The organism is Falsiroseomonas sp. (assembly GCF_041690465.1).
GTDB lineage: Bacteria > Pseudomonadota > Alphaproteobacteria > Acetobacterales > Acetobacteraceae > Falsiroseomonas.
In genome coordinates this window covers 13,740-29,397 of the sequence record NZ_JAWLHG010000037.1, presented here as the reverse complement: position 1 = coordinate 29,397, position 15,658 = coordinate 13,740, and the positions used below count along the sequence as shown (strand labels likewise).

Sequence of the window (15,658 nt, the reverse complement as noted above, 5' to 3'; positions counted from 1 at the left end):
GCATTAGCTTCCGCCGGGACGGCAAGGGGAGGGCGCGCGCATGGTCGTTCAGCTCGTGGCACCGCGATTGATGCTGATGGGCGGCGGGTCCGTGAGGAGGCTGGCGGAGGTGCTGGCGCAGCTCGGCCTGTCGCGGCCGCTGGTCGTCACCGACCCCTTCATGGTCTCCTCCGGCCTGGTCGAGCGCGCCCTCGCGCCCCTGCGGGAAGCCGGCGTCGCGGCGACGGTCTTCTCCGACACCGTGCCCGACCCGACCGACACCGTGGTCGCGGCCGGCGTCGCCGTGATGCAGGCCGGCTCCCATGACTGCCTGATCGGCTTCGGCGGCGGCAGCCCGATGGATACGGCGAAGGCGATGGCGATCCTGGCCGCGGCGCCGCCTGGGGTGCATATCCGTGCCTTCAAGGTGCCAGCCGCCGCCAATGCTGCCGCGCTGCCTGTCATCTGCGTGCCCACCACCGCCGGCACCGGTAGCGAGGCGACGCGCTTCACCGTCATCACCGACACCGAGCGCGACGAGAAGATGCTGATCGCCGGCCTCGGCGCGCTGCCGCTCGCCGCCGTGGTGGACCATGAGCTGACCTTCGGCCTGCCGCCGCGCATCACCGCCGATACCGGCATCGACGCGCTGACCCATGCGCTGGAAGCCTTCGTCAGCAAGCGCGCCAATCCGGTCGCCGACGACTACGCCCGCAGCGCGATGCGGCTGATCGCGCCCAACCTTCGCCGGGTCCGGGCCGATCCGAAGGACGCGACCGCGCGCGAGGCGATGATGCGCGGGGCGACGCTGGCGGGCCTCGCCTTCTCCAACAGCTCGGTCGCGCTGGTGCATGGCATGAGCCGGCCGGTCGGAGCGCATTTCCACGTCCCGCACGGCATGTCGAACGCGATGCTGCTGCCTGCCGTCACCGCCTTCGGGCTGGAGGCGGGCCGCGCCCGCTACGCCGAGGCGGCGCGGGTGATGGGCGTCGCCACCGACCGGGAAGGCGACCAGTCCGCCTGCGCGAAGCTGGTCGAGGAACTGCGCGCCCTGAACCGCGAGCTGGAAGTGCCCACCCCCGCCGCCTACGGCATCCCGCCTGACAAGTGGGAGGGCCTGCTGCCCACCATGGCCGCGCAGGCACTGGCTTCCGGCAGCCCCGGCAACAACCCGCGCGTGCCGGATGCCGCGGAGATCGTGACGCTCTACCGCGAAGCCTTCGCCGGCTGACGCCCCGGCAGAGCGGCCGCGCCCCAGGCGGCGGTCCAGCCGGGCAGCGCCTCGGGCAGGATCGGGCGCCCGACGCCGAAGCCCTGCGCCAGGTCGCAGCCCGCCGCGGCGGTGAGGCGCCATAGCAGCGGGTCGGTGACGCCCTCCGCGATCACCACGCGGCCGCGCCGGTGTGCATCCTGCACCAGGCGCTCCACCTGCGCACGCGCGCGGCGCGCATGCGGCAGCGCGGCGATCAGCGCACGGTCGAGCTTCACGCCACGGAAGGGAAGGTCCAGCAGGCCGCTGCGCGAATCGTCGAGGCCGAGGTCATCGAGCAGCACGCCCAGGCCCACGGTTGCCAGCCGCTGCAGCGCGCGGCGCAGCAGGGCGGTGTCGCGCACGGCGGTACTCTCGGTCAGTTCCAGCAGCACGTCGCCCGGATGCACCCCGGCCTCGGCGATCATCGCGGCCAGCCGGCTCGGCAGGTCCCGCCGCAGCAGCGCGCTGAGCGAGACGTTGAAGGACAGCAGCATGCGCTTCCGGCCCAGCCCGGCCAGGGCGCGGCGCGCCACCGCAAGGGTGAGTTCGGTCGCCAGCCCCGCGGCTTCCGCCATGGCGATGAAGGCACCGGCGCCATGCGCCGCCTCCGGCCGTTCCCAGCGCGCCAGCGCCTCCACCATGACGGGCCGGCGATCGGCCAGGCGCACCACCGGCTGGAAGCGCACGGTGATCTCGCCGCGGGCGAGCCCGGCGGCGAGCGCCGCCGCATCGCCGGCCGGCGCGGCATGCGGCGGGCGCGGCGCCGCCAGCGCCTCGGCCAGGCGGGCGCCGACAGCGGGCACGGCGCGCAGCCCTGCGGGCACCTCCTCGCCGGGGCGGGCGACGACGATCACCTCGGTCGCGCTGAACCGGTCGCGCGCGGCGGAGAGCAGCATGGCGCCGGCCGCGCCGCCCTGCAGCACCATATGGCTCGGCGGCTGGCCCGGGCCGACCAGGCGGTGCAGGGCTTCGGCGCCGGACACGATCTGGATCGCGCGCGGGCCGTGCAGGCGGCGCGATGCGTCGCGCGCGGCGGCGATCACCAGCGGGTCGCTGGCCACGAGCACCAGGCTCGACGGATCGAGCGGGCTGCGTCGCGCGCGCCTAAGCATCCGGTCGGCGTCCAACGAGGGCGGGTCCGCGGCCGGCATCAGGGTTTCGAAGGCGCCGGAAGGCGGCATGCAGGGCTCGACTCGGCAAAAATGGTCTCAAATCGCTAGATTGTCGTGGGAAACGTCGCAACAGTTGATCCGTGTCGCGCATCGTTCTTCGATTCACGTGCGGCGCGGAAGCCACGGTTCGTCCAGCCACCGCCGCCGCAGTTCCTCTTCCTGCCGTGCGAGCAGGTTGCCCCAGGCGTCGGAGCCGAGGAAGCGTGGAACCTGTCCGTAGTCGGCACAATGCGCGGCGAAGTCGGGATCGGCTGCCAGCGCTTCGAGCCCGGCCAGGAGCCAGCTGCGCCACGCCGCCGGCGCATCGGGCGCCAGCGCGAAGCCGCGCCGCGTCGAGCCGAGCAACTCGAGCCCGGCCTCGCGCAGCGTCGGCAGTTCCGGCAGCAGCGGGGAGCGGCTGCGCGCCGCGATGCCGAGGGCGACCAGCCGATTCTCGCGCAGGTAGTCGATCGCGTCGGGCAGGGTGAGCGCCGCGGCCGCGACATGCCCCGCCGCGGCCGCCTGACGGGCCGCCGCCGCGGACGGGAAGGCCAGCACCGGGCGAGCGAGCCGCGCGGCGAGCCGCAGCGCGGTCACATGCGCCCCGGTGCCGGGCGGCGGCGTGCCGATCGGCGCCCCCGGCGCGGCGGCGCGCAGGCTGTCGAGCTCGGTACTGCCGCCGGGCGGCCCGACAAGCACGACCGGCTCCTCGACCAGCGCCGCGAGGGTGGCGATGCGGGCGAAGGGCGAGGGTGCGTCCATCTCCACCGCGCGGGAGAGCAGCAGCGGCGTCGTCAGCACGCCGATGATCCGCGGGCCGCCGGCCGCCAGTTCCTCGACCGCCTGCAGGCCGCCCCGCCCCGGCCGGTTGCGCACCGTGAGGGCTTGGCGCGGCCAGGCGCGCTCCAGGAACGGGGCGACGCCACGCGCCCAGCGATCTGTCTGCGAGCCGGGCGGCGAGGGCACCAGCAGCTCCGCCGGCTCTTTCGCGGCGGCAAGGCCGGGGCGCGGCAGCGCCAGGCCGGCGAGGATCCCGGCCAGCGCGCGCCGCGGCAATGGCGGGCGCCCGCGCGACAGCCCGGCGCCCGCGGCGGTAGGCCACGCGGCGCGCCGGGCTTCGCGCGTCTTCATCCCGCCGGCGCCCCGACCGGCTGCGCGGGCTCGGTCCTGCGCAGCGACTTGGCGCCGGTGAACAGCACGATCGGCGCGGCGATGAAGGTGGAGGAGGCGGTGCCGATCACGATGCCGGCGATCATCAGCCAGGCGAAGCCCTCCAGCGCGTCGCCGCCGAACAGCGCCAGCGGCAGCGCCGAGAGCAGCAGCGTCACCGAGGTGCCGATGGTGCGGTTCAGCGTCTCGTTGATCGAGAGGTCCACCAGGTCGCGCAGCGGCATCTGCTTGTATTTGCGCAGGTTCTCCCGCATGCGGTCGAACACCACCACCTTGTCGTTGGCGTTGAAGCCGATGATGGTGAGGATCGCGGCCACGGTGGTCAGGTTGAACTCGATCCCCGTCACCACCATCAGGCCGACCACCTTGGTGGTGTCGAGCAGCAGCGTCGCGATGCCGGCGACGGCGAACTGCCATTCGAAGCGGAACCAGATGTAGAGCAGCATCGCGCCGAAGGAGAGTGCGAGCGCGATCAGGCCGCCGACGAACAGTTCGTCCGAGACGCGGTTGCCCACCGCCTCCACACGCAGGATGCGGGTGCCGGGGGCGGCCTGTTCCAGCGCCGCGCGCACCGCGGTGACGGCACGCTGGGTGCCGGCCTCGTCGCCCTGCGCCGGCAGGCGCACCAGCACGGCATCGGGTGCGCCGAATCCCTGCAGGCCGACATCGCCGAGGTTCAGCCCGGAGGCCGCCGCGCGCAGCTGGCCGAGATCGGCCGGGCCCGGCGTGCGCACCTCCATCACGATGCCGCCCTTGAAGTCGATGCCCTGCTCGAGGCCGGGATAGACGGCCAGGCCGACGGAGGCGGTCGAGATGATCGCCGAGACCAGCAGGCCGATCCGCGCGCCCTTCATGAAGGGAATGCGCGTGCCGTCCGGCACGATGCGGAACAGCGGGCGGCCGAGGCGCTGCCACAGCGAGAGGCCGGGCCGTTCGACCACCGGCAGCTCCTTGGGCCGCTTGGCGCGGTACCACCAGGCGATGACCAGCCGCGTCACCACCGTCGCCGTCCACATCTGCACGACGGTGCCGACCGCCACCGTCACCGCGAAGCCGCGCACCGGGCCGCTGCCGAAGCCGTAGAGGCAGGCCATGGCGATCAGGTTGGTCAGGTTGCTGTCCATGATCGTGCCGGAGGCCTTGGTGTAGCCGGCCTCCAGGGCGTTGATCGGACTTCGCCCGGCCTTCACCTCCTCGCGGATACGTTCGTTGATCAGGATGTTGGCATCGAGCGCGGTGCCGAGCGTCAGCACGATGCCGGCGATGCCGGGCAAGGTGAGCGTCGCGCCCATCACGCTCAATATGCCGATCATGATGACGACGTTCGCCACCAGCGCGACATTGGCGATCCAGCCGAAGAAGCCGTAGGCCAGCCCCATGTAGAGGAAGACGAAGAGCGTGCCGGCGGCGAGCGAGAGCATCCCCGCCCGGATCGCGTCCGCGCCGAGTTCCGGCCCGACCGTGCGTTCTTCCACCACCGTCAGCGGCGCCGGCAGTGCGCCGGCGCGCAGCAGCACGGCCAGGTCGTTGGCGCCGCGGACGTCGAACTGGCCGCTGATCTGGCCACGGCCGCCGGTGATCGGCTCGCGGATCACCGGGGCGGTGATCACCCGCTCGTCGAGCACGATGGCGAAGGGCCGGCCGACATTCTGCCGCGTGACATCGGCGAAGCGGCGGGTGCCTACGGAATCGAAGGTGAAGTTGACCACCCATTCGCCGGTGCGGCTGTCCTGGCCGGCGCGCGCATCGGTCAGGTTGGCGCCGTCCACCTCGACCCGGCGGCGCACCGCGAAGCGCTCCTCGCCGCGGTCGGATTGCAGGAACATGGTGCCGGGCGGGGGCGTCGGCGCGGCCAGGTTCGCCCCTTCGTCCAGCAGGTGGAAGGTCATGCGCGCGGTGCGGCCGAGCAGGTCCTTGATGCGCGCCGGGTCCTCGACGCCGGGCAGTTGCACCAGCACGCGGTTCTGCCCCTGGCGGGCGATCAGCGCCTCGACCACGCCCGTCTCGTCGATGCGGCGGCGCACGATCTCGATGGATTGCTCCACCGCGTTGCTGGCCTTGGCGCGCAGCGCGACCTCGGTGAGGGTGGCGCTGACGGTGCCGTCCGGCGCGGTGGTGATCTCGATATCGGGCTGCTGCGCGCCGGCGCCGGCAGACAGGGTGATCGCCGCCTCGCGCAGGATGCGCGCGACATCGGCCGCGCGCGCCGGGTCGGAGACGCGGACCGAGACGCGGCGCTCGGCCGGGTTGGCCGAGAGACCGGTGTAGAGGATGCGCGGATTGGCGGTGGCGGCGCCGCGGCGGACGGTGTCCACCAGCGCCTCCAGCCGTTCGCGCACCAGCGCCGAGGTGTCCACCTCCAGCAGCAGGTAGGAGCCGCCGCGCAGGTCGAGTCCCAGGCTGATCTGGCGGGCCCAGCTCGGCAGGCTGTCCCGCGGGAACAGGTTCGGCACCGAGATCAGGACGCCGAGGAGGCAGACGCCGAGGATGGCGAGCTGCTTCCAGCGGGCGAAATACATCATGGGAGAGGAGAGCCTGGATCCCTGGGTGGAGCTGCCTTCCGGGAACTCCCCGGGCAGCCTTTGGGCCGGAACATGCGCGGGGGTGCCCTGGGATGCAAGCCCACGCTATGGGACACCGCGGTCCCGGAAGGTGATGACATGAAGCTGCGCGTGGCGGTGGTGGGGGCAGGGCATTTCGGACGCTTCCACGCACTGAAGGCGGCGCGCGGCGCGCGCACCGAACTGGTCGGGGTGCACGATGCCGACCCGGCCCGCGCCGCGACGGTGGCGGCGGAGGCCGGCGCGCCCGCCCTGCCGCTCGACTCGGCGATCGCGGCGGCGGATGCGGTGATCGTCGCCGCGCCGACCCGCTTCCACTTCGCGCTCGGCGAGCAGGTGCTGGAAGCCGGTCGGCACCTGTTCATGGAAAAGCCGCTGGCCGCGACGCTGGCGGAGGCGGACGCGCTGGCCGCGCTGGCCGCGGCGCGGGGGCGTGTGCTGCAGGTCGGGCATATCGAGCGCTTCTCCGCTGCCTTCCGCGCCGTGGTCGGCGCGCCGGGCCGCGACGCCGCGCTGTCCTGGGAGGCGGTGCGCGCGGCGCCGTTCCGGCCGCGCAGCCTGGATGTCTCGGTGGTGCTCGACCTGATGATCCACGACATCGACCTGGTGCTGACGCTGGCCGGGGAGGAGCCGGCGGAGGTGCAGGCGGTGGGGGCACGGGTGGTCTCCGACCATCCGGATTTCGCGGTGGCGCGCTTTCGCTTCCCCTCCGGCCGGGCGGCGGTGATCACTGCGTCCCGCGTGTCGCTGGCGATGGAACGGCGGCTCCGGGTGCTGGGGCGCGAGGGCGAGATGGCGGTGGATTTCCTCGGGCGCAGCCTGTCGGTGCTGCGGAAGGGCGGCGCGGAGGCGGTGGCGACCATGCCCGGCCATGGCGTGGACCGGATGAGCTGGACCGACCATGACAGCCTGGAGGCCGAGCAGGCCGGATTCGCCGCCGCCTGCCTGGACGGGTTGGCGCCGGAGGTGGGTGCCGCCGCCGGGCGGCGGGCGCTGGCGGCGGCGCTGGCGGTGGAGGCCGCGATCGGCTGAGCGCGCCGTCCTGCCGAAGTCACGCCTGCAGCGTGATGGCCCGCCGCATGGGCCGCGGGGCATTCCATCCTGCCGCGCGTATCAGCGTGCCGGCAGCGCTCGGGTGAGTTGCCCGGCCTGGACGAGCTCCACGCAGGTCTGGACCAGCGGCGCGCAGGAGGCGCTGCGGATGGTCGGGGTGCCCGCCATCCGCGTGAAGGCGACCCGTGCGACGCGGCCGCGCCACAGCTCAAACGTCGCGCGGCACTCCTCGCCGCCCGAAAGACTCACGCCGATCTGGGGCATGGAAAAGTTGCCGCTGCCGACCGAAACCGCGCGCTCATAGGACCAGAACTCCGTGCCGCCAGCGCCGAAGGCCGTGCGGTCAGGGAGGCCTGCGCAAAGCCGCAGGTCGTTGGCGGCCAACCCGACCAGCAACTCCGGCGCGCGGTTGGCCGTCAGATACTCGCCGACCTCGCAGCCCCCGAGCGTCAGCAGCCCGGCCAGGCTGTATCCGAGGCGTCTGGAACGGGATCGGCTCGGGCTCATGGCATGTCAACACGGCCCGGTGTGACGCGATCCCCGAGACGTGGCGGTCAGCTCGGGCGGACCATCTCCGGGGCGATGCCGAAATGCTCGGCGAAGCCCTGCCAGCCGAGCGGGGTGATCTCCAGCGCACGGCTGCCGGCGCGGCGGCGAATCCAGCCGAGTTCGAAGCAGCGCGCGCAGAGCGCCGCCCCCAGCACGCCGGCGACATGCGGCCGGCGCTCCGACCAGTCGAGGCAGGGCCGGCAGTAGAGCCGGCCGCCGCGGGCGGGTGCCGCGGCGATGCCGAGGCCGGCGAGGAAGCCCTCGCCCGACGGCGTGACGGCGCCGCCATCGGGCGTGAGCTCGATGGCGCCGCGGGCGACCAGCGCATCGGCGATCGCCACCGCGAGCCGGCCGGCGAGGTGGTCGTAGCAGGTCCGGGCCTGGCGCAGTGCCGCGTCGCGCGGGCCGGTGACGATGCGGCGGGGCAGGGTGGCGCTGAGCTCAAGCAGCCCCTCGATGAGCCGGGCGACGGCCGGCGTGGCGAGGCGGTGGTAGCGGTGCCGGCCCTGCTTCTCCATCGCCAGCAGGCCGGCGGCGGCGAGGCGGGCGAGATGGGCACTGGCGGTCTGGGGGGTGATTCCGGCCGCGGCGGCCAGCTCGCCGGCGGTCAGCGCTCGGCCGTCGAGCAGGGCGGCGAGCATGGCGGCGCGGGCGGGGTCGCCGATCAGCGCGGCGGTCTCGGCGAGGGCGGCATTGGTGGCCATGGGGCTGCATCCTAGCCGTAAAACGGCCGGCATGCTTCGGCCCGGGCCGAAGCCTGGGATGCGGCGCGCGCGTCAGGCTGGCAGGATCGGCGGGGCAGCGGATCGAAGGCGTGCGCAGCACAAGGGAAGGCTTCTTCGGCTGGCGGGTGGTGGCGGCTGCCTTTGCGGTCGCGGTGTTCGGCTGGGGCTTCGGCTTCTATGGGCCACCGGTGTTCCTGCATGCGGTGGAGGCGGGGCGGGGCTGGCCGCTCTGGCTGGTCTCGGCGGCGGTGACCTGCCACTTCCTGGCCGGCGCGGCGGTGGTGGCGCGGCTGGCGGCGCTGCACCGGCGCTTCGGCGTGGCGGCGGTGACGCGGGGTGGCGCGGTGCTGGCAGCGGCCGGGCTGCTGGGCTGGGCCTTCGCGGCCGAGCCCTGGCAGCTGTTCCTGGCGACGCTGTTCTCCGGCGCCGGCTGGGCGACGATGGGCGCGGCGGCGATCAGCGCGATGGTGGCACCCTGGTTCACGCAGCGCCGCCCGGCGGCGATCGGCGCGGCCTTCAACGGCGCGAGTGTCGGCGGCGTGGTGTTCTCGCCGCTCTGGGTGGCGCTGATCGGCTGGATCGGCTTCGGCGCGACGGCGGTGCTGGTGGGCGCGGTGATGGTAGCGGTGCTTTGGTGGCTCTCCGGCCGCTACCTGGCGGCGACGCCGGCCGCGCTCGGCCTGGCGCCGGATGGCCTGGCGGCGGATGCGCCGTCCGTCGTGCCGTCGCGGCCGGTGGCGGCGCTCGGCGGTGCGCCGTGGCGGGACCGGCGCTTCGCGACGCTGGCGGCGGCGAATGCGCTCGGGTTGTTCGCCCAGATCGGTCTGGTGGCGCATCTGGTGTCCCATCTGGCGCCGGTGCTGGGGGCGCAGGGGGCGGGGTTCGCCATGGGCATGGCGACCGCCTGCGCCATCGCCGGGCGCAGCCTCATCGCGCGGCTGTTGCGGCCGGGGGCGGACCGGCGGCGGGCGGCGGCCAGCAACTACCTGGTGCAGGTGGCGGGCATGGCGCTGCTGGCGCTGGCCGGCGGCGAGGAGTGGCTGCTGCTGGCGGGCGTGGCGCTGTTCGGGCTGGGGCTGGGCAACGCCACCTCGCTGACGCCGCTGATCGCACAGCAGGATTTCTCCGATCGCGACGCGGCGCGGGTGGTGGCGCTGGTCGTCGCGGTGGGGCAGGCGGGCTACGCCTTCGCGCCGGCCGCCTTCGGCCTGCTCCGGGAGGTGGATGGCGGGGCGATGTTCTGGGTGGCGGCGGTGTGCCAGGCTGCGGCGGTGGTGGCGGTGCTGGCGGGGCGGGGCGGGCGTGGGTCGTGACGCCGGTCGTGGCCCCACCCGGACCAGCCATTCCCAGAGCAGGTCATGCCGGGTCGGTCCCCTTTTCAGTGACCTGCTTCCCCTTCGTTCGCCCGAGGTGCAGCGAAGTTCGGGGACAGGATACTACTAGAAGGTCCAGGCCAGGCTCAGGGAGGCGAAGCGCGCGGCGTCGCGCTGGGCGGCGAATTCCTCGGTACGGATGGTGTAGGTGAGCGTCGCCCGCGCCGCGCCGTACATCAGCGCGAGGCCGGCACTGGCATCGGCGACGCCCCATTTCCGCTCCACGCTCCGGCTGGCGCGCCAGGTGTTGCCGTCGAGCGTGATGTCGCGCCCGACGACGCGGCCCTCGACGCCGATGAAGGCGTACCAGCCGAAGCCGCCATTCTCCGGTGGGTCGTAGAACACCGACCCGCCCGAGACCGGCCGCACGCGCGGCGGCCCGAAGTCGGCGTTCAGGGCATTGCCGATGCGCAGCATCGCGCCGGCGCCGGCATAGGTGTGGACGTTGCCCAGGCTGGCGGAGGCGCTCGGCACGATGCCGACCGAAAGGCCCTCGATCGGCGTCTCCCAGTTGAGGCGCAGCTGACGGGTCAGCACCAGGTTCACGCCGGGCTCATCCTCGATCTGCGCATCCCAGCCGAAGGTGCGGTCCACGCCGATCAGGTCGTGCCAGTTGTTCTGCACCTGCTCGCCGAGCGCCGACGGCCCGACCATGCCGAGCTGCAGCTCCACGCTCGAGAGCTGGCGTTCATTGGAGGAGATCAGCGTCAGCGCGCCGAACAGCCATGCGGCATAGGGCCGGTCGCTCCGATCGGGGTTGCGGGCAGCGGTGTCATTCGGCGTGTAGATCTTCTGGCCGAAGGAGAGGCCCCAGCGGAGCTCGTCGCCCGGCACCACCAGCCGCAGCGCCGGGCCGGTGAGGGGGGCGAGCCATTCGGGCGGCCGGTAGGCGGGGGAGCTCCAGGCGAGGAGGAAGCCGTTGGTGTAGTCGCGGTCGAAGCCGGAGGGCTTGTCGTTCTCGAAGACCGCCGCGAACTGGCCGCAGCCCTGCTCGCAGAGGGCGCGCGCGGGGAGGGGGGCGAGCAGCGGCACGGCGGCAAGCAGCGCGGGGATGGCGGATCGCATCGGGTTGGGTCTGCTCCTGGCAGTTTCGCCGGATGCGTGTATCAGGCTGTGCCGGCTCGGGCGATGTCGGCTCCACCGGAAGAGCCCCGACGCCTGCCTCCGTTCCCGGTCACTGGTCAATGTTTCCGGTGGCTTGGTGGGCCCTCGGCAGAGCGGACGAATCTCAGGGGCAGGGCGCTACCGGGCTTCCGGGCCCGTCTCGGTGGCCTGCATCACGAACAGCCGGTGGGTGGCGATATCCACTTTCCGGCGCGTCTCGTCCCGCCAGGCGCGGAGCGCGGTCGCCTCGTCGTGGTAGGGGCCGTGCAGCTCCTCGGTTCCGGGTTCGAGCACGGTGAAGTTCGTGTCGGTGAACACGCCGCCCCAAACCACCCAGATCCTGCGCCTGTCCATTGCTGCCTCTCATCCTGGCCGGCCCTGCATTCGACGCCGACGGCGGGCGGAAGATCCGGCGGCGCGTATTACCGCGCAAGAGCCTGCACCCGGAAGGGCTGCGGCCGGCTTGACCGCGCCCGCCCTTCGCGCGAGCGTGCCGCCCCTTCCTGCAACCGGGACAACATGACGATGCGTCGCGCCGCCCTTGCCGTGCTCCTCAGCCTCGCCGCCGCGCCGGTGCTCGCGCAGGACCGGCCGCCGATCGTGCCGACGCGGGATGTGGCCGTGACCTACCGCTTCCTCGGCGCCGGGATGCCGGCCGGGGCGCCGCAGGCGATGCAGGTCGCCTGGCTGGCGTCTGCCGGGCTGATGCGCACCGACATGCCGGGCATGGGCTGGATGGTCGCCGACCAGCGCGCCGGCAAGGCCTTCATGGTGATGGAGCAGATGCGGATGGTGATGGATGTGCCGGTCGGCCAGGCCGGCGGCCCGCAGGGGCTGCCGCCGAACGCCACCTTCCGGCGCGAGGGGAACGCGACCGTCGCCGGCCTGCCCTGCACCATCTGGGTCTACCAGGACGGGCAGAGCCAGGGTCGCTCCTGCATCACCGCGGAGGGCGTGATGCTGCGCGCCGAGGGCACCCACCAGGGCCATAGCGGGGGGATGGAAGCCACGCGGGTGGAGTTCGCGGCACAGGATCCGGCGCGATTCCGGCGCCCGCAGGGCTACCAGACCATGCAGGTGCCCCAGGGCATGCCAGGTGGCATGCCGCCCGGCATGGCCCGCCCGCCCGGGCGCTGACGCGCCCTCACGCAACGATCTCCCCTTTCCACAGCGCGATGCTGCCGGAGATCTCGGGCAGGCCCGGCAGCCGCCACACCGCGCGCCAGGTCACGCGGTGGAAATTCATGCCCATGTTCACGAAGCTGCCGGCATCGGCGAGTTGCACCGCGATCACCGCCCGCCGCAGCTCCGGCGAGAGCTGGTCCAGTGCGTGGCGGACCAGCACGTGGCGCTCAACGCCGTGGAATTCGGCAGCGTCCACCGGCAGCGTGGCAGGCAGGGCGGCGTCGAGGGGCATCGCGCGACTCGGTCGGGGATGGTCGCCCGGTCTTCGGGCGGTCGCTGCGCCGGCTGGCGCTCGGCGGCAGCATGCCGGCCGAGAGGTAGCGGAGGGGTTAACGCCGCAGGGGGAATGAGCGGCGCCGCTGCCTTCCGCTTGCCACCCTGCCGCGCCATCTGAGTGGCATGACCCGACGCCGCATGATGACCGCCGCCCTTGCCGCCATGGCCGCGCCCCTGCTGCCGACCCTGGGGGTGCCTGCGCTGGCACAGGCGCCCGACGCCGCCACCCTGGCGCGTGTGGAGGCCTATCTGAACGCGCTGACCACGCTTCGGGCGCGTTTCCTGCAGGTGGCGCAGAACGGCGCATCGGCCCAGGGCACCGCCTGGATCTGGCGGCCGGGCCGGATGCGCTTCGACTACGACCCGCCGGAGCCGCTGCTGCTGGTCGCCTCGGGTGGCCAAGTGATGATGTATGACCGTGAATTGCGCCAGCCGAGCACGGTGCCGGCCAGCTCAACGCCGCTCGGCGTGCTGCTGCGCGAGCGCATCCGGCTGTCGGGCGACATCACGGTGGTCGGCATGGAGCGCCGCGGCGGCTTCCTGCATGTCACGCTGCAACGCACCGACGCGCCCGCGGAGGGACGGCTGACGCTGACCTTCCAGGAGGACCCGATGCAGCTCCGCCAATGGACCGTGGTGGATGCGCAGGGGCGGGAGACGCGGGTGACGCTCTACGAGGTGGATACGACGATCCGGCCCGATCCGAAGCTGTTCGACTTCAACGACCCGCGCTTCCTGGAACAGGAAGGCGCGCGTCGCTGAAGAAGGCCGGGCGCGTCCGCCTCAATCCGCGGTGATCCCCGCCGCGCGGATCATCGGCACCCAGCGTGCCAGCTCGCGGTCCACGCGTTGCTGCGCTGCCTCGCCGGTCGTCGGCGTCGCGTCCACGCCCATGGCGGTGATCCGCTCGATCACCTGCGGGCTGGTCAGGGCCGCATGCGTCGCCTCGCGCAGCTTCGCCAGGACCTCGGGCGGCGTGCCGCGGCGCGCGGAGAGGGTGTGCCAGATCTCGAAGGCGAAGTCGGGATAGCCGCTCTCGGCCACGGTCGGGATCTGCGGCGCGCCCGACAGGCGCTTCGAGCTGGCCGCCGCGATGCCGCGCAGCCGCCCGGCACGGATGTGCGGGATGCAGTCCGAGGCGCCGGAGAACATGAAGTCGAGATTGCCCGCCACCAAGTCGGTGGTCGCCGGCGCGCCGCCACGATACGGCACGTGCTGCGCCTTCACATCGGCGGTGCGCAGGAACAGCGCGGTGGTGATGTGCGCCGGCGAGCCGACGCCAGCGGTGCCATAGGAAAGCTCGTCCGGCTTCGCGCGGCAGGCGGCGACGAAATCCTGCAGGGTGTTGATGCCGGACTGCCGGTTCGGGTTCACCACCAGGATGTTCGCGGCGGTCGAGGTGATGCCGAGAGCGACGAAGTCCCGCGCCGTGTCGTAGCCCGGGTTCCGCTGCACGGCCATGTTCACGACATGGGTGGCGACATGGCCCATCACCAGCGTGTAGCCATCCGGCGCCGCCTGCGCCGCCTGCGCCATGCCGATGGCACCGCCCGCGCCGGCGCGGTTCTCCACCACGACGGACTGCCCGAGCCGCTCCGTCAGCGCCTGCGCGACGATGCGCGCGGTGGTGTCGGTGCCGCCGCCCGGCGCGAAGGGCACGATCAGCCTGATCGAGCGGTCAGGCCAGGCATGGGCCAGGCGCGGCAGCGCCAGCAGCGTGGCGGCGCCAAGCAGGGCACGGCGGTGCAGTCGTGACATTCTCATCCTCCCCCGGTCTTCCGCGCACGCAGGCTGCGCAGGTTGTGGACATGCACATGCGCGCCGGCGGCGATGTCCTCCGTCGCCTCGCCGATCGGCGCGCCGTATTTGCGGATCGCCTCGCCGCGCGCGATGGCGCGGCGTGCGACCTTGTGGCCGAGCGGCACCGCCGCTGGCAGCTGCAGCGTCTCGATGCGCTCGCCGACGCGCGCGGCAGCCTCGCCGGCGGGCAGGTCGGTCAGCGCGGTGGCGACATCGTCCTCGGGCTTGAGGACCAGCAGGACCCAGCGTCGCATCAGAAATCCGCCCCCAGCCGCGCGAAGGCGTATTCGCCCTCGTCGAGCACCTCGCCCCAGGTGCGCGTTCCCGAGGCATGGTCGAGGAGCTGCGCGAACAGCGCCTCCGCCGCCTCTTCCGGCTCGCGCGTGCCATCGAGCACCGCGGAGGCGTCGAAGTCGATCTGCGAGGTCAGGCGTCGCGCGGTCGCGGGATTGGCGGTGACCTTCACGGTCGGCGCCAGCACGTCGGAATAGGAATTGCCGGCGCCGGTGGTGAAGATCACCATCTGCGCGCCGGCGGCGACGAAGCCGGTGATCGAGGGCGGCGAGAAGGACGGCCCCTCCATCACCCAGAGCCCCGGCCCCGGCAGCGGCGCGGCGTGCGGCACCACGCCCTGCACCGGGCGCGAGCCGCCCTTGGCGATGGCGCCGAGCGACTTCTCCTCGATGCTGGAAAGCCCGCCGCGGATGTTCTCCTGGCCCGGATTGTTGCCGGTGAGGTCCTCGCCGGAGGCGGCCGCCCAGCGCTCGCGGTTCAGCACCGCGCCGACGATCCGCTCGCCGATCTCGGGCGTCGCTGCGCGGGCGGCGAGGACATGCTCGGCGCCGAGCCATTCCATCGTCTCGCCGAACACCGCCGCGCCGCCGGCATCCACCAGCCGGTCCGCTACGCGCCCGACGATCGGGTTGGCGGCGATGCCGCTGGTCGCATCGGTATGGCCGCATTCGATGCCGAGGCGCAGCAGCGAGGCCGGCAGGCGCTGCCGCCGCGCGCGCGAGGCATCGCGCACAAGCTTCGCCGCGACCCGCACGCCGCGCTCGGACAAGGCCAGGTTGTCCTCGTGGCAATCATCCAGCGCGACGGTCTCGACCGGCTTGCCGGTGGGCGCGATCTGCTCCGCCACGGCGTCGAGCCTAAGGCGGTCGGCGCCGACCAGCAGCACCGCGGCGGCGTTGGCGTTGCGCCCGAGCCCCGCGAGCATGCGGCGCATCATCGCCCGGTCCTCGCCGAACTGCCCGCGCCCGACCTGCAGCGTGACCAATGTGGTGCCGGGCACCTGCCGCGCGATGCGCCGCGCGGAGGCGCCGGTCAGCCCGAGGATGGACAGCACCAGCACAGAGTTGCGCACGCCGGCCGAGCCGTCGGGGCGCAGATAGCCGGCGAATTCTGGCGCCATGGACGTCCTCCGCTTTGCGCGTACGGTGACGCTTGCCGACGCCGCGGTCAACCGGCGGCCGCTTGC

16 protein-coding genes are annotated in these 15,658 nt (G+C 73.2%); 5 read left to right on the top strand and 11 right to left on the bottom strand.

What is annotated here, in order from left to right; all coding sequences use genetic code 11:
* The first annotated feature begins 40 nt into the window (after window positions 1-40).
* Window positions 41-1,210: an iron-containing alcohol dehydrogenase gene (locus ACESM1_RS24180; RefSeq protein WP_372623788.1), complete on the top strand. Its 1,170-nt coding sequence runs from the start codon at window positions 41-43 to the stop codon at window positions 1,208-1,210.
* On the opposite strand, the gene ACESM1_RS24175 is transcribed toward ACESM1_RS24180, so the two are convergent.
* The 3 genes from ACESM1_RS24175 to secD all read right to left on the bottom strand — a co-directional run bounded on the left by ACESM1_RS24175 (window position 1,186) and on the right by secD (window position 6,074).
* Window positions 1,186-2,343, bottom strand: a complete 1,158-nt coding sequence (locus ACESM1_RS24175) for an EAL domain-containing protein (RefSeq protein WP_372623787.1) — start codon at window positions 2,341-2,343, stop codon at window positions 1,186-1,188. The two genes, ACESM1_RS24180 and ACESM1_RS24175, sit on opposite strands and share 25 nt — an antisense overlap.
* Window positions 2,344-2,505: 162 nt before the next feature.
* Entirely contained in the window at window positions 2,506-3,513 is a 1,008-nt protein-coding gene (locus tag ACESM1_RS24170) for a tripartite tricarboxylate transporter substrate-binding protein (RefSeq protein WP_372623786.1), read from the bottom strand.
* Entirely contained in the window at window positions 3,510-6,074 is a 2,565-nt protein-coding gene (secD, locus tag ACESM1_RS24165) for a protein translocase subunit SecD (RefSeq protein WP_372623785.1), read from the bottom strand. The genes ACESM1_RS24170 and secD overlap by 4 nt, the downstream gene beginning before the upstream one ends.
* Window positions 6,075-6,212: 138 nt before the next feature.
* On the opposite strand from secD, the gene ACESM1_RS24160 reads away from it, so the two are divergent.
* A complete protein-coding gene (locus ACESM1_RS24160) occupies window positions 6,213-7,145 on the top strand; it encodes a Gfo/Idh/MocA family protein (protein ID WP_372623784.1) in 933 nt (310 codons plus the stop codon).
* An 81-nt stretch (window positions 7,146-7,226) separates the two neighbouring features.
* On the opposite strand, the gene ACESM1_RS24155 is transcribed toward ACESM1_RS24160, so the two are convergent.
* Together ACESM1_RS24155 and ACESM1_RS24150 are read right to left on the bottom strand one after the other, a co-directional pair.
* Complete coding sequence (locus ACESM1_RS24155) at window positions 7,227-7,673, bottom strand: hypothetical protein (RefSeq protein WP_372623783.1); 447 nt, start codon at window positions 7,671-7,673, stop codon at window positions 7,227-7,229.
* A gap of 47 nt (window positions 7,674-7,720) precedes the next feature.
* Complete coding sequence (locus tag ACESM1_RS24150) at window positions 7,721-8,419, bottom strand: metalloregulator ArsR/SmtB family transcription factor (RefSeq protein WP_372623782.1); 699 nt, start codon at window positions 8,417-8,419, stop codon at window positions 7,721-7,723.
* Between the two features lie 110 nt (window positions 8,420-8,529).
* Between ACESM1_RS24150 and ACESM1_RS24145 the strand changes: the two genes are divergently transcribed.
* On the top strand, window positions 8,530-9,753 hold the full coding sequence (locus ACESM1_RS24145) for an MFS transporter (protein ID WP_372623781.1): 1,224 nt from the start codon (window positions 8,530-8,532) through the stop codon (window positions 9,751-9,753).
* 126 nt (window positions 9,754-9,879) lie between these two features.
* Here the strand turns inward: ACESM1_RS24145 and ACESM1_RS24140 are convergent, their stop codons facing one another.
* The gene (locus ACESM1_RS24140; RefSeq protein WP_372623780.1) at window positions 9,880-10,878 is read right to left on the bottom strand and encodes a lipid A deacylase LpxR family protein; all 999 of its coding nucleotides are present in this window, start codon (window positions 10,876-10,878) and stop codon (window positions 9,880-9,882) included.
* 177 nt (window positions 10,879-11,055) lie between these two features.
* A complete protein-coding gene (locus ACESM1_RS24135; protein ID WP_372623779.1) occupies window positions 11,056-11,271 on the bottom strand; it encodes a DUF4170 domain-containing protein in 216 nt (71 codons plus the stop codon).
* A gap of 165 nt (window positions 11,272-11,436) precedes the next feature.
* On the opposite strand from ACESM1_RS24135, the gene ACESM1_RS24130 reads away from it, so the two are divergent.
* Window positions 11,437-12,054, top strand: coding sequence for a hypothetical protein (locus ACESM1_RS24130; RefSeq protein ID WP_372623778.1), 618 nt, complete (start codon window positions 11,437-11,439; stop codon window positions 12,052-12,054).
* A gap of 7 nt (window positions 12,055-12,061) precedes the next feature.
* Here ACESM1_RS24130 and ACESM1_RS24125 read toward each other — a convergent pair whose 3' ends face one another.
* Window positions 12,062-12,334, bottom strand: coding sequence for a hypothetical protein (locus tag ACESM1_RS24125; protein WP_372623777.1), 273 nt, complete (start codon window positions 12,332-12,334; stop codon window positions 12,062-12,064).
* Window positions 12,335-12,501: 167 nt separating this feature from the next.
* Here ACESM1_RS24125 and ACESM1_RS24120 point away from each other — a divergent pair, with 167 nt between their 5' ends.
* The gene (locus tag ACESM1_RS24120; protein ID WP_372623776.1) at window positions 12,502-13,140 is read left to right on the top strand and encodes a LolA family protein; all 639 of its coding nucleotides are present in this window, start codon (window positions 12,502-12,504) and stop codon (window positions 13,138-13,140) included.
* A gap of 21 nt (window positions 13,141-13,161) precedes the next feature.
* Here the strand turns inward: ACESM1_RS24120 and ACESM1_RS24115 are convergent, their stop codons facing one another.
* From ACESM1_RS24115 to ACESM1_RS24105, 3 genes are read right to left on the bottom strand one after another with little or no spacing between them, the layout of a single operon-like run.
* Window positions 13,162-14,136, bottom strand: coding sequence for a Bug family tripartite tricarboxylate transporter substrate binding protein (locus ACESM1_RS24115; protein WP_372623775.1), 975 nt, complete (start codon window positions 14,134-14,136; stop codon window positions 13,162-13,164).
* A gap of 2 nt (window positions 14,137-14,138) precedes the next feature.
* Window positions 14,139-14,432, bottom strand: a complete 294-nt coding sequence (locus ACESM1_RS24110; RefSeq protein WP_372623774.1) for a UxaA family hydrolase — start codon at window positions 14,430-14,432, stop codon at window positions 14,139-14,141.
* Window positions 14,432-15,592, bottom strand: a complete 1,161-nt coding sequence (locus ACESM1_RS24105) for a UxaA family hydrolase (RefSeq protein WP_372623773.1) — start codon at window positions 15,590-15,592, stop codon at window positions 14,432-14,434. The genes ACESM1_RS24110 and ACESM1_RS24105 overlap by 1 nt, the downstream gene beginning before the upstream one ends.
* Between the last annotated feature and the right edge of the window lie 66 nt (window positions 15,593-15,658).

What these genes read in the sequence shown, in the direction of transcription:
- ACESM1_RS24170 (WP_372623786.1), bottom strand. Translation starts at nt 3,513, where the DNA reads ATGAAGACGCGCGAAGCCCGGCGCGCCGCGTGGCCTACCGCCGCGGGC.
- ACESM1_RS24140 (WP_372623780.1), bottom strand. Translation starts at nt 10,878, where the DNA reads ATGCGATCCGCCATCCCCGCGCTGCTTGCCGCCGTGCCGCTGCTCGCC.
- ACESM1_RS24180 (WP_372623788.1), top strand. Translation starts at nt 41, where the DNA reads ATGGTCGTTCAGCTCGTGGCACCGCGATTGATGCTGATGGGCGGCGGG.
- ACESM1_RS24110 (WP_372623774.1), bottom strand. Translation starts at nt 14,432, where the DNA reads ATGCGACGCTGGGTCCTGCTGGTCCTCAAGCCCGAGGACGATGTCGCC.
- ACESM1_RS24115 (WP_372623775.1), bottom strand. Translation starts at nt 14,136, where the DNA reads ATGTCACGACTGCACCGCCGTGCCCTGCTTGGCGCCGCCACGCTGCTG.
- ACESM1_RS24125 (WP_372623777.1), bottom strand. Translation starts at nt 12,334, where the DNA reads ATGCCCCTCGACGCCGCCCTGCCTGCCACGCTGCCGGTGGACGCTGCC.
- ACESM1_RS24105 (WP_372623773.1), bottom strand. Translation starts at nt 15,592, where the DNA reads ATGGCGCCAGAATTCGCCGGCTATCTGCGCCCCGACGGCTCGGCCGGC.
- ACESM1_RS24155 (WP_372623783.1), bottom strand. Translation starts at nt 7,673, where the DNA reads ATGAGCCCGAGCCGATCCCGTTCCAGACGCCTCGGATACAGCCTGGCC.
- ACESM1_RS24130 (WP_372623778.1), top strand. Translation starts at nt 11,437, where the DNA reads ATGACGATGCGTCGCGCCGCCCTTGCCGTGCTCCTCAGCCTCGCCGCC.
- ACESM1_RS24150 (WP_372623782.1), bottom strand. Translation starts at nt 8,419, where the DNA reads ATGGCCACCAATGCCGCCCTCGCCGAGACCGCCGCGCTGATCGGCGAC.
- ACESM1_RS24175 (WP_372623787.1), bottom strand. Translation starts at nt 2,343, where the DNA reads ATGCTTAGGCGCGCGCGACGCAGCCCGCTCGATCCGTCGAGCCTGGTG.
- ACESM1_RS24160 (WP_372623784.1), top strand. Translation starts at nt 6,213, where the DNA reads ATGAAGCTGCGCGTGGCGGTGGTGGGGGCAGGGCATTTCGGACGCTTC.
- ACESM1_RS24135 (WP_372623779.1), bottom strand. Translation starts at nt 11,271, where the DNA reads ATGGACAGGCGCAGGATCTGGGTGGTTTGGGGCGGCGTGTTCACCGAC.
- secD (WP_372623785.1), bottom strand. Translation starts at nt 6,074, where the DNA reads ATGATGTATTTCGCCCGCTGGAAGCAGCTCGCCATCCTCGGCGTCTGC.
- ACESM1_RS24120 (WP_372623776.1), top strand. Translation starts at nt 12,502, where the DNA reads ATGACCCGACGCCGCATGATGACCGCCGCCCTTGCCGCCATGGCCGCG.